Origin of the sequence: Methylorubrum populi (genome assembly GCF_002355515.1) — a bacterium.
Lineage (GTDB): Bacteria > Pseudomonadota > Alphaproteobacteria > Rhizobiales > Beijerinckiaceae > Methylobacterium > Methylobacterium populi_A.
The window spans coordinates 3,494,170-3,518,714 of sequence record NZ_AP014809.1; the positions used below are offsets into that span (position 1 = coordinate 3,494,170).

The 24,545-nt window shown below is 70.0% G+C and carries 22 protein-coding genes and 1 pseudogene; 12 read left to right on the top strand and 11 right to left on the bottom strand.

Features of this window, described 5'->3' with window-relative positions; all coding sequences use genetic code 11:
• Positions 1-141: 141 nt before the first annotated feature.
• Positions 142-2,457, bottom strand: a complete 2,316-nt coding sequence (locus MPPM_RS16070; protein ID WP_096485906.1) for an FdhF/YdeP family oxidoreductase — start codon at positions 2,455-2,457, stop codon at positions 142-144.
• Between the two features lie 124 nt (positions 2,458-2,581).
• Positions 2,582-3,622 carry a hypothetical protein gene (locus MPPM_RS16075; RefSeq protein ID WP_173808001.1) on the bottom strand — a complete coding sequence of 347 codons (1,041 nt, stop codon included), beginning with the start codon at positions 3,620-3,622 and terminating at the stop codon, positions 2,582-2,584.
• A gap of 369 nt (positions 3,623-3,991) precedes the next feature.
• Between MPPM_RS16075 and dnaK the strand changes: the two genes are divergently transcribed.
• The 4 genes from dnaK (at position 3,992) to MPPM_RS16095 (ending at position 8,731) form a co-directional block, all read left to right on the top strand.
• Complete coding sequence (gene dnaK / locus MPPM_RS16080; RefSeq protein WP_096485908.1) at positions 3,992-5,911, top strand: molecular chaperone DnaK; 1,920 nt, start codon at positions 3,992-3,994, stop codon at positions 5,909-5,911.
• 247 nt (positions 5,912-6,158) lie between these two features.
• Entirely contained in the window at positions 6,159-7,310 is a 1,152-nt protein-coding gene (gene dnaJ / locus MPPM_RS16085; RefSeq protein ID WP_096485909.1) for a molecular chaperone DnaJ, read from the top strand.
• 159 nt (positions 7,311-7,469) lie between these two features.
• Entirely contained in the window at positions 7,470-8,126 is a 657-nt protein-coding gene (locus MPPM_RS16090; RefSeq protein WP_096485910.1) for a class I SAM-dependent methyltransferase, read from the top strand.
• Between the two features lie 236 nt (positions 8,127-8,362).
• Positions 8,363-8,731, top strand: a complete 369-nt coding sequence (locus tag MPPM_RS16095; RefSeq protein WP_244573327.1) for a hypothetical protein — start codon at positions 8,363-8,365, stop codon at positions 8,729-8,731.
• 104 nt (positions 8,732-8,835) lie between these two features.
• Here the strand turns inward: MPPM_RS16095 and deoA are convergent, their stop codons facing one another.
• From deoA to MPPM_RS16115, 4 genes are read right to left on the bottom strand one after another with little or no spacing between them, the layout of a single operon-like run.
• A complete protein-coding gene (gene deoA / locus MPPM_RS16100) occupies positions 8,836-10,146 on the bottom strand; it encodes a thymidine phosphorylase (RefSeq protein WP_096485911.1) in 1,311 nt (436 codons plus the stop codon).
• The gene (gene deoC, locus MPPM_RS16105) at positions 10,143-10,895 is read right to left on the bottom strand and encodes a deoxyribose-phosphate aldolase (RefSeq protein ID WP_096485912.1); all 753 of its coding nucleotides are present in this window, start codon (positions 10,893-10,895) and stop codon (positions 10,143-10,145) included. Before deoC ends, deoA begins: the two co-directional genes overlap by 4 nt.
• 9 nt (positions 10,896-10,904) lie before the next feature.
• Positions 10,905-11,717 carry a purine-nucleoside phosphorylase gene (locus MPPM_RS16110; RefSeq protein WP_096485913.1) on the bottom strand — a complete coding sequence of 271 codons (813 nt, stop codon included), beginning with the start codon at positions 11,715-11,717 and terminating at the stop codon, positions 10,905-10,907.
• On the bottom strand, positions 11,707-12,264 hold the full coding sequence (locus MPPM_RS16115; protein WP_096485914.1) for a cytidine deaminase: 558 nt from the start codon (positions 12,262-12,264) through the stop codon (positions 11,707-11,709). The genes MPPM_RS16110 and MPPM_RS16115 overlap by 11 nt, the downstream gene beginning before the upstream one ends.
• Here MPPM_RS16115 and MPPM_RS16120 point away from each other — a divergent pair.
• Complete coding sequence (locus MPPM_RS16120; RefSeq protein WP_096485915.1) at positions 12,263-12,487, top strand: DUF2093 domain-containing protein; 225 nt, start codon at positions 12,263-12,265, stop codon at positions 12,485-12,487. The two genes, MPPM_RS16115 and MPPM_RS16120, sit on opposite strands and share 2 nt — an antisense overlap.
• A gap of 43 nt (positions 12,488-12,530) precedes the next feature.
• Here the strand turns inward: MPPM_RS16120 and lpxK are convergent, their stop codons facing one another.
• From lpxK to MPPM_RS16135, 3 genes are read right to left on the bottom strand one after another with little or no spacing between them, the layout of a single operon-like run.
• On the bottom strand, positions 12,531-13,514 hold the full coding sequence (lpxK, locus tag MPPM_RS16125; RefSeq protein WP_096485916.1) for a tetraacyldisaccharide 4'-kinase: 984 nt from the start codon (positions 13,512-13,514) through the stop codon (positions 12,531-12,533).
• Between the two features lie 7 nt (positions 13,515-13,521).
• Complete coding sequence (locus MPPM_RS16130) at positions 13,522-14,820, bottom strand: 3-deoxy-D-manno-octulosonic acid transferase (protein ID WP_173807920.1); 1,299 nt, start codon at positions 14,818-14,820, stop codon at positions 13,522-13,524.
• 5 nt (positions 14,821-14,825) lie between these two features.
• Positions 14,826-15,575 (bottom strand): lysophospholipid acyltransferase family protein, encoded by a 750-nt coding sequence (locus MPPM_RS16135; protein ID WP_096485918.1) that lies wholly within the window; start codon positions 15,573-15,575, stop codon positions 14,826-14,828.
• Positions 15,576-15,804: 229 nt separating this feature from the next.
• Between MPPM_RS16135 and MPPM_RS16140 the strand changes: the two genes are divergently transcribed.
• Positions 15,805-16,752 (top strand): metallophosphoesterase family protein, encoded by a 948-nt coding sequence (locus MPPM_RS16140; RefSeq protein WP_096485919.1) that lies wholly within the window; start codon positions 15,805-15,807, stop codon positions 16,750-16,752.
• A 15-nt stretch (positions 16,753-16,767) separates the two neighbouring features.
• On the opposite strand, the gene MPPM_RS16145 is transcribed toward MPPM_RS16140, so the two are convergent.
• The gene (locus MPPM_RS16145) at positions 16,768-17,244 is read right to left on the bottom strand and encodes a response regulator (protein ID WP_096485920.1); all 477 of its coding nucleotides are present in this window, start codon (positions 17,242-17,244) and stop codon (positions 16,768-16,770) included.
• Positions 17,245-17,624: 380 nt separating this feature from the next.
• Between MPPM_RS16145 and MPPM_RS29215 the strand changes: the two genes are divergently transcribed.
• Both MPPM_RS29215 and MPPM_RS16155 read left to right on the top strand, forming a co-directional pair.
• Positions 17,625-18,425, top strand: a complete 801-nt coding sequence (locus tag MPPM_RS29215; RefSeq protein WP_096485921.1) for a cold-shock protein — start codon at positions 17,625-17,627, stop codon at positions 18,423-18,425.
• A 109-nt stretch (positions 18,426-18,534) separates the two neighbouring features.
• A complete protein-coding gene (locus tag MPPM_RS16155) occupies positions 18,535-18,780 on the top strand; it encodes a hypothetical protein (protein WP_096485922.1) in 246 nt (81 codons plus the stop codon).
• 28 nt (positions 18,781-18,808) lie between these two features.
• On the opposite strand, the gene MPPM_RS16160 is transcribed toward MPPM_RS16155, so the two are convergent.
• On the bottom strand, positions 18,809-20,218 hold the full coding sequence (locus MPPM_RS16160) for a leucyl aminopeptidase family protein (protein WP_096485923.1): 1,410 nt from the start codon (positions 20,216-20,218) through the stop codon (positions 18,809-18,811).
• A gap of 96 nt (positions 20,219-20,314) precedes the next feature.
• On the opposite strand from MPPM_RS16160, the pseudogene MPPM_RS16165 reads away from it, so the two are divergent.
• From MPPM_RS16165 to MPPM_RS16180, 4 genes and pseudogenes are all read left to right on the top strand, one after another.
• A pseudogene (locus tag MPPM_RS16165) lies at positions 20,315-21,163 on the top strand (tetratricopeptide repeat protein).
• A 200-nt stretch (positions 21,164-21,363) separates the two neighbouring features.
• Positions 21,364-21,669 (top strand): 50S ribosomal protein L28, encoded by a 306-nt coding sequence (gene rpmB, locus MPPM_RS16170; RefSeq protein ID WP_096485924.1) that lies wholly within the window; start codon positions 21,364-21,366, stop codon positions 21,667-21,669.
• Between the two features lie 113 nt (positions 21,670-21,782).
• A complete protein-coding gene (locus MPPM_RS16175) occupies positions 21,783-22,712 on the top strand; it encodes an AEC family transporter (RefSeq protein ID WP_096485925.1) in 930 nt (309 codons plus the stop codon).
• 109 nt (positions 22,713-22,821) lie between these two features.
• Complete coding sequence (locus tag MPPM_RS16180; RefSeq protein ID WP_096485926.1) at positions 22,822-24,525, top strand: lysine--tRNA ligase; 1,704 nt, start codon at positions 22,822-22,824, stop codon at positions 24,523-24,525.
• Positions 24,526-24,545 lie beyond the last annotated feature (20 nt).

The window sequence follows — 24,545 nt, forward strand, 5'->3', positions numbered from 1 at the left end:
TCACTCCGATGGCGTGACCGCTTCGTCACGCCCTCATGAGTGCGCCGAGTTTGCACAGTGTACAAGTGATGTTTTGCACACCGTACAATCCGCTCAATCGTGAGCGCGGCGCCGACCCGCCGGAGACGGGCGGTGCCCCGCTCAGTCCGTCGAGGCCAGTTCCGCCGCCTTGGCGATGCGCACCGGAATCGCCTTCGCTGCCGGCACCTTGGCCTGCGCGTCGTGGTGCCAGAGCGGGATCAGCACGTTCAGCTCCGGGTAGTAGCCGGCGCAGTTGCCCTCGGGGATGTCGTACTTGACGATCCTCAGGCCCTTCACCTCGCGGGCGAACTCGTCGGCGGCCTCGGTCACGACGTCGACGGTCTCGCCGTCGGCGAGCTGCAGGCGCTCGATGTCGTTCTCGTTCATGAACAGCACCTGCCGGGTGCCTTTCACCCCGCGGAAGCGGTCGTGATAGCCGTAGACCGTGGTGTTGAACTGGTCGTTCGAGCGCAGGGTGATGAGGTCGAGCACGTCGCGCCGGTCGCTCTTCATGTCCGGGTCCATGTCGAGCCCATCCGGCGGCACGACGAAGTTGGCCTTGCCGGTCGGGGTCTCCCACTTGCGCTCACGGGCGGCGAGCGGCTTGTGCAGGCCGCCGGGCTCGAACAGGCGCGCGTTGAAGTCCTTGAATTTTTCAGGGTACGTCGCCTCAATGGCGTCGCGCACGCGGGCGTAATCGCCGACCCAGGCGTCCCAATCGACCTTCGGGTTGGGCGGAAGCGTCGCCTTGGCGAGCTGTGCCACGATCCAGGGCTCGGAGCGCACGTGGTCGCTGATCGGCGACGCCACGCCCCGCGAGCCGTGGAAGCAGGAGGTCGAATCCTCCATCGACACCGCCTGTGGCCCGCTCGCCTGCTCGTCGATCTCGATCCGACCGAGGCACGGCAGGATGTAGGCGACCGCGCCGTGGACGAGGTGCGAGCGGTTGAGCTTGGTCGAGACCTGCACGGTGAGCCGCAGCCCGCGCCACGCCTCCTCCATCCGCTGCGTGTCGGGGATCGCGCGCACGAAGTTGCCGCCGAGCCCGACGAAGGCCTTCACCTTGCCGGAGAGGACCCCCTCGCAGGTCTCGATCGTGTTCATCCCCTTCTCGGTCGGCGGCTCGAAGCCGTACATCGCCTTGAGCTTGTCGAGCGGCACCAGCGAGGGCTCGTCGGCGATGCCGACGGTGCGCTGGCCCTGGACGTTGGAATGGCCGCGCACGGGGCAGATGCCGGCACCGGGGCGGCCGATATTGCCGCGCAGGAGCAGCAGGTTGACGAACATCTGCACCGTCTCGGTGCCGCGGCGGTGCTGGGTGAGCCCCATGCCGTAGATGCCGATCACCGCCCGCGCGCGGGCATAGACGGCGGCCGCCGCCTCCATCCCCTCGCGCTTCAGGCCGGATTTGGCTTCCAGCGCCGGCCATTCGAGCCGGTCGCAGAACTTTTCGAATTTGTCGAAGCCGTGGGTGTGCTCAGCGATGAAATCGATGTCGAGGATGCGCGGGCGCCCCTCGTCCTGCGCCTGCCGGTCCATGGCGAACAGCGCCTTGCAGATTCCGGCGATCGCGGCGATGTCGCCGCCCGCCTTCACCTGATGGTACTGGGTCGAGATCTGCGTCGAGGAATGCGTCAGCATCTCGATCGGCGATTGCGGGTTGGTGAAGCGCTCCAGCCCCCGCTCCCGCAGCGGGTTGAAGGTGATGATCGGAACGCCCCGGCGCCGGGCATCCTGCAGCGGGTGGAGCATCCGCGGCGAGTTCGAGCCGACATTCTGGCCGAAGAACAGGATCAGGTCGGTCGCCTCGAAATCCTCCAGCACCGTCGTCCCGACCGGCACGCCGATCGATTGCGGCAGCGCCTTCGAGGTCGATTCGTGGCACATGTTGGAGGAGTCGGGCAGGTTGTTGTTGCCGTACATCCGCGCGAACAGCGCGTACATGTAGCTCGTCTCCAGCGAGGCCCGGCCCGAGGAGTAGAACACCGCCGCCTTCGGATCGGCCTCCCGCAGCGCCTTCAGCTCGCGGCCAATCTCCTCGAAGGCGGCCTCCCAGGAGACGGGAAGGTAGCGGTCGCGCTGCGGGTCGTAGCGCAGCGGATGGGTGATGCGGCCCTTCTCCTCGAGGTCGTAATCGGGCCAGGTCAGAAGCTCGGTGACCGAGTAGCGCTCGAAGAAGTCCGGGCCGATCCGCTTGCGGGTCTGCTCCCAGGCAGTCGCCTTGGCGCCGTTCTCGCAATACTCGAAGGTCGACGGCTTGGCCGGCTTCGACCATGCGCAGGACACGCACATGTAGCCGCCCGGCTTGTTCTGCTTCATCAGCATCGCCGCGCCGGAAGCCGGGATTTCCTCGCGGGTCAGAATATCGACGAGGGACCGGGCCGAGCCCCATCCGCCGGCCGGGTCGGTATAGGCTTCGATCTTCTCGTCGGGCATGGCCGGGCTCGCTTTGCGTGAACCTCGGCGCAACACATGCGCGAAACGCCGGGTTCCGCCCGTGCGACGCTGACTCCGGCCCGCAGCAGGACGCCCGCGCTCGCTGAGCGATCCTCAGGCAACTTCACTGATCGGCGAAAGGCTCCGCGCCGGGCGCATCCGGGTTCATGCCCTCGACTGGGGCGCGGCTGCGGCGCGGTCGCGGCGGCGTGTTGGCGGCGGTCGGCGTGGCCGTGTTGGCGCCGAGCCGCGTTGCCAGGGCGATCGCCCGTGCCTCGGTGAATCGCAGGTGGCAGTAGCCGTGCGCTCCCTCGCGGGCATAGGTCCGGCAGGCCTGCTCGCGGTCGGAGGAGAAGGCCGCCTGCTCCTGCACGATCGGCCGGACGTCGCTGCCCCGCGACCGCTGGGTCATGATCTTGTAGTTGTCGCGCACGGCCTTGTCGGCTACGCCGCGGGCGGTGTCGAACTCGCCCGCCTGCGGGATCAGGCTCGCCGCGCCGGGCCCCCACAGGCCCGCCGGGGTCGTCTCGCAATCCGCAGCGGTGAAGGTGCAGGCAGGGCCCGATCCGAGCGGCGTGGCGAGCACGCTGCCGTCGAGGATCTCGAAGCGCAGCGGGCACTCGGCGCTGCCGGTCGAGAAGCGCGAGACGCCCTGCGCGCGTCCCTCCGCACTCAGCGGCACCGGCTTGCCACCGTTGAGCTTGACCGTGCAGCTCTCGGTCGGCTGCGAGATCTTGGTGCCCGGCAGCGTCATCTGGGCGGTGTAGGCCGACCCGCTCCGCTCGATCCTCAGGGACCCATTCAGCCCATTGAGCAGCAGGTCCTGCCCGGCGACGTTGTCCTCGGAGGGCACCCGCAGCACGACCGGCTGGCGCGGCGGAGCCGGGACGCTCGGTCGCGTCTCGGCGCCTTCGCCGGGCGCGAGAGCCCCCGGCTCCGCGGGCGGCGGCGCGGGCTGGACGGGCACGTTGCGCGGGGGCTGCGGAGGACGGGCGGCGCGACCGATGCCGAACAGCTCCTCGAAGAAGTTCTGCGCCCGCGCCGGGGTGGACGGGGCAAAAGCCGCCCCGGCGAGCGCGAGCAGCGCCGCGATCGCGGCACGAGCCGGGCGATCCGTCCTCCGGACCTTCCGCGCGGACATTCTCTCGGAGACGGGCAGGAACATCAGGCCGTCGGCCTCCCGGTTTGAAGCCACTTCACGGGCCATGTCCCATGGTCATACCACGCCACCCGTGGCGCGGACGTGGCAGCCTGGCAACAAACAAGCCTGTCGCCGCGCGTCCGATCCGGAAAATCGCCTTGGCGCAGTGGAGGATGGTAGCCTTCGCTCATGCATCCGGCGCGCGTTCTTGCGGCGGCGTAGCCGTCTTCTTATATGCGGCGGGACACGGGACGAGGCCTGGGAAGCACAACCCGCAAGGGCGATGCGCTTCGGATCCATCCCGTTCTCAAACCTGATGTTTTGTACCGCCATGGGTCGAGCTGCTTCGGGGCTCGGCGGTCTGCTTGAAAAATCCAACAGAGGGATCCCACCATGGGTAAAGTAATCGGTATCGACCTCGGCACCACCAATTCCTGCGTGGCCGTCATGGAAGGCACGCAGCCGCGGGTCATCGAGAATGCGGAAGGCGCCCGCACCACACCGTCCATCGTCGCGTTCACCGACGACGGGGAGCGCCTCGTCGGCCAGCCCGCCAAGCGGCAGGCCGTGACCAATCCGGAACGTACCTTCTTCGCGATCAAGCGTCTGATCGGCCGGACCTACGACGATCCGCTGACGCAGAAGGACAAGGGCCTCGTGCCCTACAAGATCGCCAAGGGCGACAACGGCGACGCCTGGGTCGAGGCCGACGGCAAGAAGTACTCGCCCTCGCAGATCTCCGCCTTCACCCTTCAGAAAATGAAGGAGACCGCCGAGTCCCATCTCGGCCAGCCGGTGACGCAGGCCGTCATCACGGTCCCGGCCTACTTCAACGACGCCCAGCGCCAAGCGACCAAGGACGCCGGCAAGATCGCCGGCCTTGAGGTGCTGCGCATCATCAACGAGCCGACGGCGGCCGCGCTCGCCTACGGCCTCGACAAGAAGAAGTCCGGCACCATCGCGGTCTACGACCTCGGCGGCGGCACCTTCGACGTGTCGATTCTCGAAATCGGCGACGGCGTGTTCGAGGTGAAGTCGACGAACGGCGACACCTTCCTCGGCGGCGAGGACTTCGACAACCGCGTGGTCGAGTACCTGACCGCCGAGTTCAAGAAGGAGCAGGGCATCGACCTGACCAAGGATAAGCTCGCCCTCCAGCGTCTCAAGGAGGCCGCCGAGAAGGCGAAGATCGAGCTGTCCTCGGCGACCCAGACCGAGATCAACCTGCCCTACATCACCGCCGACGCCACCGGCCCGAAGCACCTCGCGCTGAAGCTCAGCCGGGCGAAGTTCGAGTCGCTTGTCGATGACCTCGTGCAGCGCACGATCGAGCCCTGCCGCAAGGCGCTCAAGGATGCCGGCGTCTCGGCCTCCGAGATTGACGAAGTCGTGCTCGTCGGCGGCCAGACCCGCATGCCCAAGGTGCAGGAGGTCGTGAAGGCCTTCTTCGGCAAGGAGCCCCACAAGGGCGTCAACCCGGACGAGGTCGTCGCCATCGGCGCCGCGGTCCAGGCGGGCGTGCTTCAGGGCGACGTGAAGGACGTGCTGCTGCTCGACGTGACCCCGCTCTCGCTCGGCATCGAGACGCTGGGCGGCGTGTTCACGCGCCTGATCGACCGCAACACCACGATCCCGACCAAGAAGTCCCAGGTCTTCTCGACGGCGGAAGACAACCAGAACGCGGTCACCATCCGGGTCTTCCAGGGTGAGCGCGAGATGGCGGCCGACAACAAGCTGCTCGGCCAGTTCGACCTCGTCGGCATCCCGCCGGCGCCCCGCGGCATGCCGCAGATCGAGGTGACCTTCGACATCGACGCCAACGGCATCGTCAACGTGACGGCGAAGGACAAGGCGACGAACAAGGAGCACCAGATCCGCATCCAGGCCTCGGGCGGTCTGTCGGACGCCGACATCGAGAAGATGGTCAAGGACGCCGAGGCCAATGCCGAGGCGGACAAGAAGCGCCGTGAGCTGGTCGAGGTGAAGAACCAGGGCGAGAGCCTGATCCACGCCACCGAGAAGTCGGTCGCGGAGTATGGCGACAAGGTCTCGGCCGCCGACAAGGGCGCCATCGAGTCCGCCATCGCGGCGCTGCGCACCGCGCTGGAAGGTGACGATGCCGAGGGCATCAAGGCCAAGACCAACGACCTGATGCAGGCCTCGATGAAGCTCGGCGAGGCGATGTACGCCGCCTCCCAGGCCGAGGGTGCGCCCGGCGCCGACGGCGCCGCAGCCTCGGCGGAGAAGAAGGACGACGTCATCGACGCCGACTTCCAGGAAGTGGACGAGAACGAGCGCAAGAAGCGCGCGTAAGTCCGAGCGGCTCGGGAGCGGTGCGCCAGCGCCGCTCCCGATCATTTTTTCACTGTCAGCGGCGCGAACGGCTTGATCCTCGGGCAAGGCTCGGGGATCAACCTTGCCGAACGTCCGCGAGAAGCGAAGGTCGATCCGGTCTGTCCCGTCCGAGTCGGGAGACGGATCGCAGCGCGGCCGAAGCCCGGCGAAAGAGCTGGCAAGCGAGCCGGCAGCCGGCGCGAACGAGAGGCTCCAGGGGCCGGGAATGTCGAAACGGGACTATTACGAGGTCTTGGGCGTCGCGAAGACGGCCTCGGAGAGCGAGCTGAAGGTCGCCTTCCGCAAGCTGGCCATGGTGCATCACCCGGACCGCAATCCCGGCGACAAGGAAGCCGAGATCAAGTTCAAGGAAGTCAACGAGGCCTATCAATGCCTCTCCGACGGCCAGAAGCGCGCGGCCTACGACCGGTTCGGCCACGCCGCCTTCAGCCAGGGCGGCGCGGGCGGACCCGGATTCGGCAACGAGTTCGGCGACTTCATGTCGGACATCTTCGAGAATTTCTTCGGGGATGGCCGCGGCGCTCCGGGCGGCGGGCGCGGACGCGGCGGTGCTCCGGGCCGCGAGCGCGGAGCGGACCTGCGCTACAATCTCGAGATCAGTCTCGAAGAGGCGTTTTCCGGCAAGACCGAGACGATCCGCATCCCGACCTCGATCGCCTGCGAGACCTGCTCCGGCACAGGGGCCAAGGCCGGCTCGAAGCCGCGCACCTGCTCGACCTGCGGCGGCTACGGCCGGGTTCGTGCGGCGCAGGGGTTCTTCGCCATCGAGCGGACCTGCCCGAACTGCCACGGCCGCGGCGAGGTGGTGGACGACCCCTGTCCCTCCTGCTCCGGCGCCGGCCGGGTCAACCGCGAGCGGACGCTCTCGATCAACGTGCCGGCGGGCGTCGATGACGGCCTGCGCATCCGGCTCGCGGGCGAGGGCGAGAGCGGCCTGCGCGGCGGGCCGTCGGGCGACCTCTACGTCTTCCTCTCGATCAAGCCGCACCCGTTCTTCCAGCGCGACGGAGCCGATCTGTTCTGCCGCGTGCCGATCTCGATGGTGACGGCGGCGCTCTCGGGCGAGATCACCGTGCCGGTGATCGACGGCTCGCAGACGCAGGTTCGCATCCCGGCCGGCACGCAGACCGCCAAGCAGTTCCGCATCAAGGGCAAGGGCATGCCGGTGCTGCGCTCGCGTGAGGTCGGCGACCTCTACATCCAGGTCTCGGTGGAGACGCCGCAGAACCTGACGAAACGTCAGCGCGAGCTGCTCCAGGAGTTTGACCAGAGTGCCTCGGACGAGAACCACCCGGAGAGCGCCGGGTTCTTCTCCAAGGTCCGTGACTTCTTCGTGAGCGGCTCGACGCGGGCGTGATCCGCTCCGGGCTCGCGGGATCAAACCCGCGACTTCACCGGTTATGACCGCGGCTCATCGCTGCGGTCATGCACCCGACGCCGTGCAGCGAAGCTTGACTGCCCGCGGGTTTTCGTCGTCTAGCCTGTCGCAACCATGATGAGCCGAGGACCTTCGGACGTGCCGCCGCTTCGCCGTTCCAGTGCCCGAGCCGTCGCCGCCTCACGCGTCATCCGCGAGCGCAAGGATCCCCTGGAGGACGAGGCGCGCTTCCTGCGCTCCTGGTTCGAGCGCCCGCTGGTCACCGGCGCGGTGACACCGTCGGGCCGGATGCTGGCGCGCACCATGGCCGCCTATGCCGACCCGAACGTCTCTGGCCCGGTGATCGAGCTTGGACCGGGCACGGGTCCGGTGACCGAGGCCCTGATTCGCCGCGGCTTCGATCCGGAGCGGCTCGTCCTCGTCGAGTTCAATCCCGATTTCTGCACGCTGCTGCGCCGACGCTTCCCCGGCGTGACCGTGATCGGCGGCGATGCCTACCGGATCCGCGAGACGCTGCGCGACAAGCTCGACGGTCCCTGCGCCGCGACCATCTCGAGCCTGCCTCTGTTCACCAAGCCGCTCGAGCAGCGCCTCGACCTTCTCCAGGGCGCCCACGACCTGATGCATCCGGGTGCGCCCTTCGTGCAGTTCACCTACGCCGTCGTGCCGCCGATCCCGGCCAAGTGCGAGGCGGGCAGCTACACCGCGAGCCGCTCCAACAAGGTCTGGCTCAACCTGCCTCCGGCCCGCGTGTGGGTCTACCGGCGCCCCGAGGCGAAGGGCAGCATCGCCTGACGTTTCGAAGGCGATCCGCACCGGCCGAACTTCGTTTTGGGGACGCTCGTTGATCCCGATGAAGTTGCGGATGTCGGTCACGGCTGACCCACGCAGCTTGTCGGCGGAACGAGGACCGACGGCGATTGGCTCTTCTCGCCGATCCCGCGCCCTTGTTTCTCAATGTACGCGGTCCGCTCAGTACCCGTTCATCCGGTGGCTTCTAGCTTCGCTCACAAGGCCGCCAGGACGGCCCGATGAACGGAGGTCACATGATGTCGGAACCATCCTCACCCCGTCGCTCTCGCTTCGCGCTCGCCGCACTCGCGCTGATGGCCGGGGGGCTTTTCGGTGGCGTCACAGTCGCCAACACCGCCCCGCTGGCGCCGGCTCCGGCGACGGCCCTGGCATCGGAGGCGACGGTCGAGACGGTGCAGTGGCACCATCATCATTTCGGCCACCGCCGCCATCACCACGGCCATTGGGGGCATCGCCACCATCATCACGGGCACTGGGGTCACCATCGCCGCCACTGGGGTCACCACCACCATGGCTGGGGCCACCGCCACCATCACCACGGCCATTGGGGGCATCGCCGCCACGGGGGCCATCATCATCACTGGTAGGCGAACGGGCTTATCGACCGGGGCCGGATGAGGCGGACAGCCTCGTCCGGCCCCTTCTCGTTGCGGAGCGCCTTCTCTCGCGCTTCGCGAGACGCCGGAGGTATTCAGCCGAGCCGTTCCATCACGGGCTCGCACGCATCCGGTGAGACCATACCGATCCGATAGGCGCTCCGCAGGGCCGACTCGGCCCGCGCGGCGCTCGCCTCGTCCGCCGCATGGACCATGCCGATCGGATCGCCCTTCTCCAACCGATCGCCGGGCCGAACCAGGCCGGTGAACCCGACGCTCGAATCGATGGCGTCTTGCGGCCGGGTTCGGCCGCCGCCGAGGCCGATCGCCGCCAGGCCGATGGCGCGGGTCTCGACGCGCTCCACCACGCCCGATCCCGGCGCCGTCACCGGCCGTACGACCGGTGCCCGCTTCAGGTAGCGATCGGGTGCCTCCACGAGATCGCCCGGTCCGCCGAGCGCCGTCACCATCCGCGCAAACACCTCGCAGGCGCGGCCGGACTCGAGGGCCGCCGTCAGCCGCCCGTCCGCCTCACCGACATCCGCGGCGAGTCCGCCGATCACCAGCATCTCGGCGGCGAGCGCCAGGGTCACCGCGTGGAAACGCGGCTCGCGGGCGCGGCCGGTGAGGTAATCGACGGCGTAGGCCACCTCGACCGCGTTTCCGGCACTCGAGGCCAGGGGCGCGTCCATATCGGTCACGAGGGCGCGGGTGCGGAGCCCCGCCGCGTTGGCCACCGTGACGATGCTCTCCGCAAGCGCCCGCGCCTCGGCGCGTTGCGCCATGAAGGCGCCGGAGCCGGTCTTCACGTCCATGACGAGGCCCTGGAGCCCGGCCGCAAGCTTCTTCGAGAGGATCGAGGCGGTGATGAGGTCGAGGGACTCGACCGTCCCGGTGACGTCGCGGATCGCATAGAGGCGCCGATCGGCGGGCGCGAGGTCGGCGGTCTGGCCGATGATGGCGCAGCCGACTTCGGCCGTGACCCGCCGGAACCGATCGAGGCCCGGCGCCACGTCGTAGCCGGGAATGCTCGCAAGCTTGTCCAGCGTGCCGCCGGTATGGCCGAGGCCGCGCCCGGAGATCATCGGCACGAAGCCGCCGCAGGCCGCGACCATGGCCGCCAGGGGAAGGCTCACGGTATCGCCGACGCCGCCGGTGGAGTGCTTGTCGAGGACCGGTCCGGGCAGATCCCACGCGAGCACGGTGCCCGACTGGGTCATGGCACGGGTCAGCGCCACGCGCTCGTCGAGGCAGAGACCGCGGAAGAACACCGCCATGGCGAACGCTGCCGCCTGCCCCTCGGTGACCCGATCCTGCGTCAGGCCCTCGATGAAGCCGGCAATGTCGGCCTCCGACAGAGTTCGCCCGTCGCGCTTGTCGCGAATGATTTCTTGGGGAATCCTCATGGTGCGGCCTCCAAGGCGCGCACGAGTTCGGCATGGAGCGCACTCGCCCCGATCCGGAAGGTGCTCGGACTCACCCAATCCGGTCCCATGGCCCGGTCGGCAAGCGCGAGATAGGCGCCCGCATCCTCGACCCGGCGCAGGCCGCCGGAGACCTTGAGTCCCGCCGGATGCTCGGTGCACGCGCGGATCGTGTTCAGCATGATCTCGGCGGCCGGCAGCGTGGCGGAGACCGGCGTCTTGCCGGTGGAGGTCTTGATGAAGTCGGCGCCGGCTTCGAGCGACAGGCGGCTCGCCCGCGCGATCAGCGCCGGACTTTCGAGTTCGCCCGTCTCGAGGATCACCTTGAGGAGCCTGCCGGCGCAGGCCTCGCGCACGGCCGCGACCATCGCCCGCGCGCCCTCTTCCTCACCGCGCATCAGCGCGCGATAGGGCAGGACGAGGTCGATCTCATCGGCGCCGTCGGCCAGGGTGGCGCGGGTGTCCGCGACGCTGCGCGCGACGTCGTCACCGCCCTGCGGAAAGTTGATCACGGTGGCGACCCGCACCCCGCTGTCGCGAAGCGCCCGGGCGCATCCCGCAACGAAATCGGGCCAGACACAGACGGCGACGACCCCGCTCGCGCGGGCCTTCCCGCAGAGGTCGTCGGCCGCGGCGGCCGTGGCGGCATCGCTCAGATCCGTGAGATCGAGCAGCGGCAGGGCGCGCCGGGCCACGGCGGCCGCGTCCTGCGGGGATAGGGAAGCACTCATCCGCGTTCCTCACGCTTCGGGTAGGCGGCCGACGAAGGCGGTGGCGAGCCGGGCAAGGTCGGTCCCCGCCCGCGCGGCGACGGCCTTGGTCTCGGCATGGTGCGGGTCGCCGCCCGCGATTCCCGCCGCGAGGTTGGTCACCACCGAGATCGCGGCGACACGAAGCCCGAGAAACCGGGCGAGGATCGTCTCGGGCACGGTGGACATGCCGACGAGGTCGGCGCCGAGAATGCCGGCCATGCGCACCTCGGCGGGAGTCTCGAAGCTCGGACCCGAGAACCACGCATAGATGCCCGTCGACAACGGAAGCCCGATCGCCTCCGCCGCCGCGCCGAGAGCGGCGCGCAAATCGGGATCGTAGGCACCGGTCATCGGCACGAAGCGGGCATCGCTCGCCTCGCCGATCAGCGGATTGAGGCCCGACAGGTTGATATGGTCGTCCAGCATCACGAGGCGGCCGGGTCCGACCTCCGGCCTCAGCGAACCGGCGGCGTTGGTGAGCAGGAGCCTCCCGGCGCCGAGTGCCCGCGCCGCCGTGAGCGGGACGCGCATGGCCCCGGCATCGCCACGCTCGTAGGCGTGAACGCGCCCCTCGAAGACGAGAACCGGCCGCCCCGCGAGGCGACCGCGATGCAGGTGCCCACCGTGGCCGGTGACGCCGGGCGCGGGAAAGCCGGGAATCGCCTCATAGGCGAGGCTGCGGCGATCCTCCACCGCCTCGACGAGGGCGCCGAGGCCGGTCCCCGTGACGACCGCCAGGTCACAGGGACCGAAAAAGCCCTCGGCCCGCAAATGAGCGATCGCCGCATCCTCAGGCGCCATGGACGAGATGCTCCGGGCCGAAGGAGGCGGGCAGCAGGTGGTCGAGGGTGTAGCGGGCGCGCAGTCCATCGGGACCGCCCAAAAGGATCGGCGTACCGGGGCCGGCGAATTCGCGGATGCGTTGGCGGCAGGCACCGCAGGGCGTGACCGGGGAGGCACTGTCGGCGAGCACGAGGATCGCGCGAATCCGGCGTCCGCCGGCCGCGACCATCCCGGCGATGGCGCCGGCCTCGGCGCAGGTGCCGACCGGGTAGGCGGCGTTCTCGACGTTGCAGCCGGCATGGATGCGCCCGGCCTCGTCCAGCAATGCGGCGCCGACATGAAAGCCCGAATAGGGCGCGTGGGCCCGATCCCGCACCGCTGCGGCGGCTTCGAACAGGGCATCGATGTCAGGCTCGGTCACGGACAATCCCGAAGCGACGTGAAGCGTGTTTCGTTTGGCCCGAGGCCGGGTGCCCTGTCGAGGGGTGGGCCCATCGACAGGGCCGTGCCGGGCTTCTAAGGCAGTCCGAGCGCGCGCGGGCGCGGCACCGGGAGCCCATACAATGCTCGGACGCTACGATCGGGGATCGGCCGGCGGCGAAGCCAAGGTCGAGTTCGGCGACGGCACCATGCGGGTGATCAAGCCCGGCACCTACGTGCGCTGTGCGGTGACCGGCGAGCCGATCCCGCTCGATGCCCTGCGCTACTGGAACGTCGACCGCCAGGAGGCCTACGCGACCCCCGAGGCGGCGATGCAGCGCCTGAAGGAGATTGGCGCCGCCCGGTAGAGGCGCGGCGGCTCGTCCGCCGGCCCCGAACGACCTGCGCGGGTCAGGCGCGCGGGAACGCCGCTTCCAGCTGCCGGCGAAGCCGCGCTTCGTCGGCGAAGGCGAGGGCAACCCGCAGCACCCGCACCGCGGCGCGTGCCTCTGCGGGAAGGCGAACCGCATCCTTCTCCGTCGTGACGAGTTCGGCGCCCTCGCGTGCGGCGAGCGCCGAGAGCGCCGCGAGTTCGTCCGGCCGGAAGGGATGATGATCGGGAAAGGCCCGCTCGGCCACGATCTCGGCACCCAGGCTCCGCAGCGTCTCGAAGAACTTTTCCGGGCGTCCGATCCCGGCGAAGGCGATGACGCGGCATCCGGCCCAATCCGGACCTTCCTCGGACACGAGGTGGGCGCGATGGACCGGCAGGCCCCGGCGGTCCGCCTCGGCCGCCAGAGCCGCGCCGGGCGCGCCGCTGCCGACCAGCACGAGGCCTCCGACATGCGGCCACTGGCGAGCGAGCGGCGCCCTCAGCGGCCCGGCGGGGAAGGGCAAGCCGTTGCCGATGCCGGCCCCGCCATCGACCACCGCGAGCGAGAGCGTCTTGGTCAGACTCGGATTCTGCAAGCCGTCATCCATGACGATCACGTCGGCACCGGCCTCGGCGCAGAGGCGGGCGCCGGCGGGGCGGTCGCGGGCGACCACCGTGATGCCGGCCCGCGCCAGCAGCAGCGGTTCGTCGCCGACCTCGGCCGCTGCGTGCCGTGCGGGATCCACGATCACTGGCCCGGCGAGCCGGCCACCATAGCCGCGGCTGAGGAAGGCCGGCGCTCGGCCGAGTTCGCGCAGGAGGCGGGCCAGGGCCAGCGCCGACGGCGTCTTGCCGGCACCGCCGAGGGTGAAGTTGCCGACGCACAGGACGGGGCAGGGCGGCATCGCACCGGCCCGGTCCATCCGGTTGGCGGTCAGGCCGCCGTACAGCCGGCCGGCGGGCGCCAGGAGCCGGGCGAGGGGATGCGTGGGGGGCCGGGACCAGAAACCGGGCGGGCGCATCGCGGCCTCAGTCGCGCTCGCGCGCCGAGAGCTTCATCTGCGCGACGTAGGGCTCGAGCACGGCGAAGGTGCGCCCCACCGCGCCCTCGAGCGGCACGAGCGCCGCCTGGCCCTTGGCCCACATCGCCGCCAGCGCCCGCGGATCGGCGACCAGATCGCCGACGGCCATCAGGAGTTCCGCCTCGTCGGCGACCCTGCGCGCTCCCGCGCCGGCATCGAGCGCGCCGTAGGGCTCATGGAAGTTGTGAACATGGGGCCCGTGCAGGATGGCGCTGTCCAGACGCACCGGCTCAATCGGGTTCTGGCCTCCGTGCGGCACCAGCGAACCGCCGAGGAAGACGAGCGGGCAGAGCCGGTAGAACAGGCCGAGCTCGCCGAGCGTGTCGGCGACGTAGAGGTCGATGGAGGGCAGCGGGCGCCCGCCCTTGGACCGCCGGCTTACGCGCAGGCCGGCCTCGGCGGCGATGCGGGCCACCTCCTCGCCCCGGCGGGGATGGCGCGGCACGATCACCGTTAGCAGGCGCGGGAAGCGCGCCTTCAGGCCGGCATGGATGCGGGCGATGATCTCGTCCTCGCCGGCATGGGTGCTGGCCGCGACCCAGACCGGCCGGTCCCCGATCATGTCGCCGAGATAGGCGAGCTGCTGCGAATCGGCCGGCGGCACGGCGGAATCGTATTTGAGATTGCCGACCACGTTGATGCGCGGCGCGCCGAGCCGGGCGAAGCGCTCACCGTCCTCTCGGGTCTGCACGAGGCAGACGGCGATACGGGCCAGCAGGGCCCGGGCGGTGTCGGGTGAGCGCGTCCAGGCCTTGAACGAGCGCTCCGACATCCGGCCGTTGACGAGCACGAGCGGGATGCCGCGGCGGTGAAGCGAGATGATGGTGTTGGGCCAGATCTCGGACTCGGCGACGATGGCGAGGTCCGGTCGCCAATGCGCGAGGAAGCGCTCGATCCAGCGCGGCGCATCGAGCGGCATGTACTGATGCACGGCGCCCGCGGGCAGGCGCTTGCTCAGGAGATCGGCCGCGCTGCGCGTGCCGGTGGTGACGAGGACCGAGCAGCCGCGGGCGATCATGCCTTCGACCAGCCCGACGAGGGAGAGCGCCTCGCCGATGCTGGCGCCGTGCATCCACACGAGATGGCCGACCGGCCGCGCCCGTCCGGGGAGGCCGCGCCGCTCCGGGAGCCTCCCCGGATCCTCCTTGCCCCGGCGCGAGCGCCACGCCAGCAGGCCGGCCACGGCCGGCTCGCCGAGATAGAGCCCGTAGCGGTAGGCGCGCAGCGTGACGGGGAGCTTCGGCACCCTCCTCACGCCGGGATGCCCTGCGGCGCGGCGGCGGGCGCGCCGCCGACCCGGTCCGGCCGGCCGACGAGGGTGTAGGCCCGGTCGTGGACGCGGTTCAACTCGGCCTGGACCCGCTGGCGCAGGGCATCGACCTCGTCCGGCGTCACCTCGCGGGGCACGTAGGTCGGCTCGCCGAACACCATGGCGCCGCGGCCGAAGGGCAGACCGAGGCAGGCCCGGTCCCAGGAATTGAAGCGGATGTGCCGGCTCGTCACAACCGCCACCGGAACGATGGGGGCGCCGGAGAAGCGCGCCAGCATGATGATCCCGGCATCGCACACACGCGAGACCTTGGGCACATCGGCGGAGAAGGCGACCGTCTCGCCGCCCTTCAGCGCCTTCACCATCGCCCGCAGGCCCTCGGCGCCGCCCTTGGCGCGGGCGTCCTTGACGGCACGCCCGCGGGCGCCGGAGGCGCGCATCACCCGAACGCCCATCCGCGTCAGGGCCATGGTGTTGATGTTGCCGTCCGGCGAGCGCGAGATGATCGTGGCGACCCGGTCCTGCGGCCGGCGCATGAACGAAATCATGATGTGCTGGCCGTGCCACATCGCCGCGATGAACGGACCGTAGGCGTCGAGCCGGGCATAGGCGTCGGCGGGCTCCACGGTGAAGCGGTTGGTGCGCCGGACTAGCCGAAGGTAGCTGGAGGCGACGGTGGCGAGCACCCGCTGCACCCCGGGCTTGCGGCCGATGGTCTTGATCAGGCCCATGAGTTCGGACCGCCCTGTCCCGCTTCGCTCGATCTCAGGCCGGCCCGCCTGTCGTGCCGAGGCGACCGGAACGGTGGCTGTCTACCTCCGACCCTGGGATCGACGCAACGGAGACACGCCACTATTTTAACATACGCTATACGATGCCGGAGCCGCATCGGCGATCGTCCGGTGCGGCAGAGTTCCCGATATTGACGTCGGCGCGCGTTGCCGCGATGCGGGACGGCGCATGTTCCGTCTCGCCCATCTCACCGACCCCCATGTCGGGCCGCTGCCGCGGCCGCGCCTGCGCCAGCTTCTCAGCAAGCGGGCGGCCGGCTACGTAAACTGGCACCGGGGCCGCGGGCGCCATCACGATATGGACCTGCTCGGCGCCCTCATTGCCGACCTGCACGACCAGGGGGCCGATCACGTCGCCTGCACCGGCGACCTGTGCAATCTCGGCCTTCCGGACGAGTGGGAGAGCGCCCGTCTCTTCCTTGAGGCGCTGGGGCCGTCCGAGCGGGTCAGCTTCGTGCCCGGCAACCACGACGCCTATGTCCGCGGTTCACTCGAGGGGCTGCTCGCCGCCTGCGGCGGCTGGACGAAGGCCGATGACGGGCAGACCCGTCTGTTTCCCTTCCTGCGGCGGCGCGGGCCGCTCGCTCTGGTCGGCCTGTCCTCGGCGATCCCGACCAAGCCCTTCGTGGCCAGCGGGCGCCTCGGCGCGCCCCAGATCGAGGCGGCCGAGCGCCTGCTGCGCGATCTCGCGGCGGCGCCGGACCGGCCTTGCCGGGTGGTGATGATTCATCACCCGCCCCATCCGGGCGGCGCGGCCTCGGGACGGGAGCTGAAGGACGCGGCCGACTTCGCGGCGATGATCGGACGGGCGGGAGCGGATCTGATCCTGCACGGGCACAACCATGTCGGTACCGTGGCCCGGATCACCGGGCCGGACGGGCGCCCCGTGCCGGTAGTGGGCGCGCCCTCGGCCTCGGCGCGCACGCTGCTCACGAATCGGCGCGCCTCCTACTATCTCTACACGGTCACGCCCCATGCGGACGGCTTCCGGATCGCGGTGACCGAACGCGGCCTCGACGAGGCCGGCGGTATCGGCGAATTGTCGGGCTTCGACCTCGACACCCCTCCGGCGGACCGGGTCGGGATCGTCCATCGACGGCGCTTGCGCCGAAGCTGACCCGCCCGCGTCCGGTCAGATCGCGCCCATCTTCGACAGGCCGTTGGCGCGGGGGAGGGGACGCAGGAGGCTCTTCACCTGCGAGAACGGCCGCGGCCGGTTGATCACCTCGTCGAGCCGCGACCACAGCGTCTTGGGCGAGAAGGGCTTGGCGATGATCTCGTTGACGCCCAGGGCGATCGCCCGGTCGACGACGTTGCGGCGCGGCTGGGCCAGCATCAGGATGATCGGCACCGTCGGCGAGGGCGAGGTGGCGGGCGTGCGGGCGAGCCGGATGAACTCCTCGCCCGAGAGGATCGCCAGATCCCAGTCGATGATGGTGAGGTCCGGCTTGCTCTCGGCGAGCACGCCGAGCGCCTCCGCGCCGTCGGGCGCCTCCAGCACGCGCTTGATGCCGACGCGCATCAGCATGTCGCGCACGATGCGGCGGATGTAGAGGCTCTCGTCCACGACGAGGGCGGAGAGATCCGGGAAGGTCGGAGTTGCGATCATCGGCGGCCGGCGCCCGGTTCGGATCCGAGCGTTTCACGGCGAGTCTTAGTCGCGGTCGGGTTTGCGTTTCCCTAAAGCATCCCCGAACTGCGAGAATCACGCTCGAGAATCGTTCTCAACTACTTCCCTTGCGTGCAACCCGGATCGGCACTCGCGCCTTCCCAAAAGGGGTACGTAAGCAGTTTCACCGCGAAAATGCGGAGCCTGAAGCACGGATCGGTTAGAAGATCCTTGCGGTATGGACGGGATTGCGTCAGACCTGAGGCATCGCTCCCGGTAGCCGCAGCCGGGGGGATGATAGTGCGGCGCGTCGGCTGTCTCGAGATAGCGCGCACGCGGTATTCGAGACTTGGCGGGCGGACGGTTTTTGCGAGCTTTCAATGGGACGTGGTCGTGATTTCAGGGGGCCGCAGAAGCGCGGCTTCGATGAGGGTGGTGCCGAGCCGCGTTGGCCGGACGAACTGCCCCCCGGCGGCGGTGACCGCTTCGGCGGCGGCGGCGGCGGTGGTAACCGCTTCGGTGGCGGGTACGGCGGCGGTGGCGGTGGCGGCGGCTTCGACCGCGGACCGGCCCGTGCGCCCGCGGCCCCGTCGGGTCCGGAGCGTGACGCCACGGTGAAGTGGTTCAACAAGGAGAAGGGCTTCGGCTTCGTGGAGCTGGGCGACGGTTCCGGCGACGCCTTCCTCCACATCCGCGCGGTCGAGGCCGCCGGCCACGACGATCTCCTGCCCGGCACACGCCTGACGGTCCAGACTGCCCAGGGGCAGAAGGGTCCGCAGGTCACCGCGGTGACCAGCGTCGACACCTCCACGGCCGAGGCGGCTCCGCCCCGTCGCGAGGGCCCGCGCTTCGGCGGCGGCGGCGACCGCTTCGGTGGTGGCGACCGTTTCGGCGGCGGTGATCGCTTCGCCGGCGGCGGCCGTGATCGGTTCGGCGGTGGCGGCGGCGGACGCTTCGCCTCCGGTCCGTCGGTCGAGATGACCGGCACCGTGAAGTGGTACGATCCGGCCAAGGGCTTCGGCTTCGTCTCGGTGAACGACGGCGGCAAGGACGTATTCGTCCACCGCTCGGCGCTCTCCCGCGCCGGCCTGGACTCCCTGGCCGAGGGCCAGCAGGTCACGCTCGGCGTGGTCGAGGGCCAGAAGGGCCGCGAGGCCTCCAGCATCACCGTCGATTACTGATCGACGCCTGACGGATTGATGGAAACGGCGGCCTCACGGCCGCCGTTTTCGTTTGGCGCCATTGCTGCGCGAGCCGGCTCCGGTCGGCTGAGATCATGATGAGAACGCGATGCGTCGGACCATGAGCGCGCTCGGCCTGCTCCTCCTATGCTCGGCACCGGCCGCGGCGGAGGACTTCACCGGCTTCTATGCCGGCGTGAATGCGGGCTGGGCGTTCGAGCACGGCGGCTCGCGCGACGTCTCCGCCCCCGGCCAGCCGGGCTCGGCGAAACCGGAGGACGGACTTCCGCCGAGCGTGGCGCGGGTTCAGGAACGCCGCCTGCCGGAGGCGTCGCCGTCGTCCGGGCGGCGCTGACACCGAACACGGACGCCTCCTGAGCGCGTCAGAGCTTGCGGCCGAAGCGCTCGGCCACCAGGGCGTAGGCGAGGCGGGCGGTCTGCACCTCGCCGCCCTCCGGCCGTCCGGGCTTGGTCGAGGGATTCCAGCCGTAGAGGTCGAAATGCACGTGCGCCCGGGTCCGGCGCACGAAGCGGCGCAGGAACAGGGCCGCGGTGATCGCCCCAGCGAAACCGCCGCCCGGCGCGTTGTTGAGATCGGCGACCTTCGACTCGAGCAGGCTCGCGTAGGGCGGATGCAGCGGCAGGCGCCAGACGGGATCGTTGACGCGCAGGCCCGCCTCCGCGACCGCGCCCGCAAGCCCCTCGTCCTCGGTGAAGAATGCCGGCAGGTCGGGGCCGAGCGCGACGCGGGCGGCACCGGTCAGCGTGGCGAAATCGAGGATCAGGTCCGGCTCCTCGGCATCGGCCAGTGCCAGCGCGTCGGCGAGGATCAGGCGCCCCTCTGCGTCGGTATTGCCGATCTCGACCGTGAGGCCGGCACGGGAGCGGATCACGTCGCCGGGGCGGAAGGCGTCGCCGGCAATGGCGTTCTCGACGCTCGGCACGATCAGCCGCAGCCGCACCGGCAGGCCGGCTCCCATGATCATCTCCGCCGCCGCCAGCGCCGCGGCGGCCCCACCCATATCCTTCTTCATCAGGAGCATGTTCGAGGCGGGCTTGATGTCGAGGCCGCCGGTGTCGAACACGACGCCCTTGCCGACCAGCGTCACCCGCGGCGCATCCTGCGCGCCCCAGGTCAGATCGATCAGACGGGGCGCCCGCGGCGAGGCGGCGCCGACCGCGTGAACGAGCGGAGCTTCCTTCCCCAGCTCGGCGCCCGCTGTCACGGTAACCGCCGCGCCAAACCGTTCGCCCAGGGCGCGCACAGCGGCTTCCACCTCGGCCGGCCCGAGGTCGTTGGCGGGAGTGTTGATGAGGTCGCGCCCGCTCGCGACCGCCTGCGCGATCCGTCCGAGCGCCGCCGCATCGACGCCATCCGGGGCCACGAGGCGCGGGCGCGGGTCGCCCGGCTTGCGGTAGCGGTCGAACCGGTAGCTGCCGAGCAGCCAAGCCAGCGCCGCCTCAACGGCATCGAGGGCGTCGCAGGGCTCGAGACGGTAGTCGCCGGCGGGCAGAGCGCCCGGTAGCTTGCCGGTGAGAAACCGGTCGCGATGCCCTTCCTTCGCCTCGCCGAGGCCGAACAGCACGAGGCCGAGCCCACCGTCCTCACCCGGCAGGAGCGCGACCCGGCCCGCCTTCGGAGCGAATCCGGTGGCGGCGGCGAAGCTGCGCTGGAGCGCCGGCAGGCCGGCCTCGATCGTCGCCCACCCGTCCGCCGTCACGCACCGGATCGGGACTGCGCCGACGGCCGCATCGAGGAGGGCGGTTCCGGACGATGTCGGGTCTGGGGTCATGGAAAATAAGCTTAACCGGCCATTAGGGTTAACGCTCTATCACCCCGCCATCGGCACGGCGCAAGCGCCGACCGTGGGATTGGGGGAGAGGACGACATGACCGGCATCTGCGGCAGGGCCCCGAGCCAGCCTGGAACGGTCCGTGCCCGGCGCCTGCTCGCCCTGGCCCTGGTGGGTCTCGGGCTTGCCGGCTGCCAGTCCCGCTCGCCGGAGACCACCGGCTCACTCGGCAGCCTCAACCCGTTCGGGAAGAGCCGTTCGGAGCGCTCGCCCCGCGCCGAGGTCGAGGCCTTGGCAGAGCGCTACAACGCCGATCCGGGCGATGCGCGCAACGCCATGCGCTACGCCGCGGCGCTTCGGGCGACCGACCAGAAGTCCCAGGCGGTGGCGGTGCTGTAGCAACTGGCCCTGCGCAATCCGAAGGATAAGACGGTGCTCGCCGCCTACGGCAAGAGCCTCGCCGATGCCGGCCGCTACCAGGAGGCCAACGAGGTTCTTCAGAACGCTCACAGCCCGGCCCAGCCCGATTGGCGCGTGCTCTCCGCCCAGGGGACGGTCGCGGACGAGACCGGCAATCACGCCCGGGCACAGGGCCTCTACGACGCCGCCCTCAAGATCGCGCCGAACGAGCCGCGCGTCCTGTCGAATCTCGGCCTCTCCTACGCACTCTCCCGCCGCCTCGACGAGGCCGAGACGACCCTGCGCCTCGCCGTCGCACAGCCGAAGGCGGATGCCCGCGTGCGCCAGAACCTCGCCCTGGTGCTCGGCCTCAAGGGCCGTTACGACGAGGCGGAGCAGGTGCTGGCCCAGGATCTCGGCCCGGCGGAAGCCGCCGCCAACGTGCGGGAGCTGCGCGCCATGGCGGCGCGGCGCACGGCACCGAAGACGGCGCAGGCCACCTCACCGACGCCGGGACGGCAGCTTGCACGGACGGCGATCCAGTAATTCCACGGTCTCTCCCGCGGAACTTCTCGCCCTCCGACCTTGACGAATCCGGCGCGTCTCCCCTATAGGCTCGCCACTTCCATAGGACTCCGCCGGTATCGATTGTCGCGAGGGTTCGACGCCCTCGGCGCGAGAGCCGTGTGGCATTGCCGAAACGCTTCAGCGCCGAGACCCGGCCTAACGTTGACAGGACTGTAACGATGTCGCGTCGCTGCGAACTCACGGGCAAGGCCGTCCAGGTCGGTCACCTCGTGAGCCACTCGAACCGGAAGACCAAGTGCCGGTTCCTGCCGAACCTCTGCAACGTCACGCTGCAGTCGGACGCCCTCAACCGTCGCGTCCGCCTGCGCGTGACCGCCCACGCGCTGCGCTCGGTCGAGCACCGCGGCGGCCTCGACGCCTTCCTCATCAAGGCGCGCGAGATCGAGCTGTCGCAGACCGCCCGCCTGCTCAAGCGCGACATTGAGAAGAAGCTCGCCGAGGTCGCGGCCCCCGCCGCCGCCTGAGTGCTTCGGGCCGATTCGAGGCCCGAACGTCTTCTTCCCCCTGAATCGGAAGGCCACCGGATGCGCGGATCGCGCCCGGTGGCCTTTTCCGTTCGACAAGGCACCCGCGTCCGATGACGGCGCTCACCCTCATCATCCCGATCTTCGGCCTCGTCCTCGTCGGCTGGCTCGCCTCGCTCACCAAGATCATTTCCGAACGGGTCGGCGACGGCCTGTCGGAATACGTGTTCTCTCTCGCGGTGCCGGCGCTGATCGTCTCGACGCTGACGCGGCCGGGGCTCTCCGGCGAGATCGCCTGGGGCTACTGGGCGAGCTACTTCGGCGGGGCCGCCATCGCCTGGGCCACCGGCTCGCTGATCGCACGCCGCACCGAGGGTGTGGACCGGCGCGGCGCGGTGCTGCACGGCTTTGCCGCGAGCCAGTCGAACACGGTTTTCGTCGGCGTGCCGATGATTCTCCAGGCCTACGGCGAATCGGGTGCCTTCCCGCTCTTCATGCTGCTCGCCGTTCACCTGCCATTGATGATGGGCGCGGCGACCTTCCTGATCGAATCGGAGGGCGAGCGGCCCTTGAGCCAGCGTCTCAAGGCGCTCGCCCTGGTGCTCGCCAAGAACCCGATCTTCCTGGCGCTCGCCGTCGGCATGGCGATGAAGGCGACGGGGCTCTCGCTCTCCGGCATTCCGAAGGCGCTGGTCGATTCGCTCGGCGGGACCGCCTCGACCTGCGCCCTGATCGCCCTCGGCGCCGGCCTCACCCGCTACAAGGTGCTGCACGACCTACCCGGCGCCAGCGTCGTCGCGGCCCTGAAGCTCGGGCTGCACCCGCTGGCGGTCTATCTCCTGGCCTTCCACGTCTTCACCATGCCGCCGGCCTATGCCGGCGTGGCCGTGCTGTTCGCGGCGATGCCGGTGGGCATCAACGCCTATCTGCTCGCCGCCCGCTACAAGAGCGAGCAGGGTTTGGTGGCCGCCGCCGTGCTGGTCTCGACGCTCACCGCCACCGCGACCACGGTCGGCTGGCTCTTGGTGCTCGGTCGGGGATAGCCGCCTTGCGTTGACCCCGGCTCCCCCGCTCCATAGGTTGCCCGCTCTCGCGCCCCGGCCCGATCGGCCGGTGCGGCGCCCCTTTTGAACCCCGAAAAGCCCCTTTCCGATGTCCGCGCCCCTTCGCCTCGACCCCGACATTCTGGAGGCTGCCGCCTCCGCCGCCGCCTGGCCGTTCGAGGAGGCGCGCAAGCTCGTGGCGCGGCTGGAGAAGAAGCCGAAGAGCGAGGTGCTGTTCGAGACCGGCTACGGCCCCTCGGGCCTGCCGCATATCGGCACCTTCGGCGAGGTGGCCCGCACCTCGATGGTGCGCCACGCCTTCCGCGTGCTGACCAACGATGCGGTGCCGACCCGGCTGATCGCCTTCTCGGACGACATGGACGGCCTGCGCAAGGTGCCGGACAACGTGCCGAACCGGGAGATGCTGCGCGCCGCGCTCAACCTGCCGCTGACCAAGGTGCCGGACCCGTTCGGCACGCATGACAGCTTCGGCGCGCACAACAACGCGGAGCTGCGCCGCTTCCTCGACGCCTTCGGCTTCGACTACGAGTTCCGCTCGGCCACCGAGTGCTACCGGTCGGGCGTCTTCGACGACGCGCTGCGCCTCGTGCTGGAGCGCTACGACGCGGTGATGGCGATCATGCTGCCGTCGCTGCGGGCCGAGCGCTCGGCGAGCTACTCGCCCTTCCTGCCGATCCACCCGGTGACCGGCCACGTGATGCAGGTGGCGATCGACGAGGTGCGGCCGAGCGCCGGCACCATCGTCTGGCGCGATCCGGCGACGAACGAGACCTACGAGACGCCGGTGACCGGCGGCCACGCCAAGCTGCAGTGGAAGCCCGACTGGGCGATGCGCTGGGTCGCGCTCGGCGTCGATTACGAGATGGCGGGCAAGGACCTGATCGATTCGGTCAAGCTCTCGGGCCAGATCGCCCGCGCCCTCGGTGCCGAGCCGCCGGAGGGGTTCAACTACGAACTCTTCCTCGACGAGAAGGGCCAGAAGATCTCGAAGTCGAAGGGCAACGGCCTGACCATCGACGAGTGGCTGACCTACGCGACCCCGGAATCGCTCGCCCTGTTCATGTACAACAAGCCGCGCGAGGCCAAGCGTCTGTTCTTCGACGTGATCCCGCGCCACGTCGACGAGTACGACAACTTCCTCGGCCGCTTCAGTGGTCAGGAGGCGAAGCACCGGCTCGGCAACCCGGTCTGGCACCTGCATGCGGGCGCGCCGCCGGCGGTCGAGACCATCGATGAAGCCGGCACCACGCTCTCCTTCGGCATGCTGCTCAACCTCGTGGCGGTGGCCAATGCCGAGGACGAGGCGGTTTTGTGGGGCTTCATCCGCCGCTACGCCCCGAATGTCGGGCCGGAGACGCATCCGAAGCTCGCCGGCCTCGTAACCCGGGCGCTGGCGTACTATCGCGACTTCGTGCGGCCGCAGAAGCAGTACCGCGCCCCCACCGAGGAGGAGGCCGCGGCCCTGCGCGACCTGTCCGAGACGCTCAAGGACCATGAGGGCTCGACCGATCCGGAGGCGCTGCAGGCGGTGGTCTACGAGGTCGGCCGGCGCCACTTCCCCGACTTGTCGGGCAAGGCCAAGAGCCCGGACGGGCGGCCCGGCGTCTCCAAGACGTGGTTCGCCTCGATCTACAACGTGCTGTTCGGCGAGGCGCAGGGCCCCCGCTTCGGCTCGTTCATTGCGCTCTACGGCGTGGCGGGCACGCGGGCGCTGATCGAGAAGGCGCTGAGCGGCGCCCTGGTCGCCGAGCACGCGGCCTTCCTCGACAGCCGCAAGGCCGCGGCGGAGTGAGCGTGAGACCGGGCAGCAAA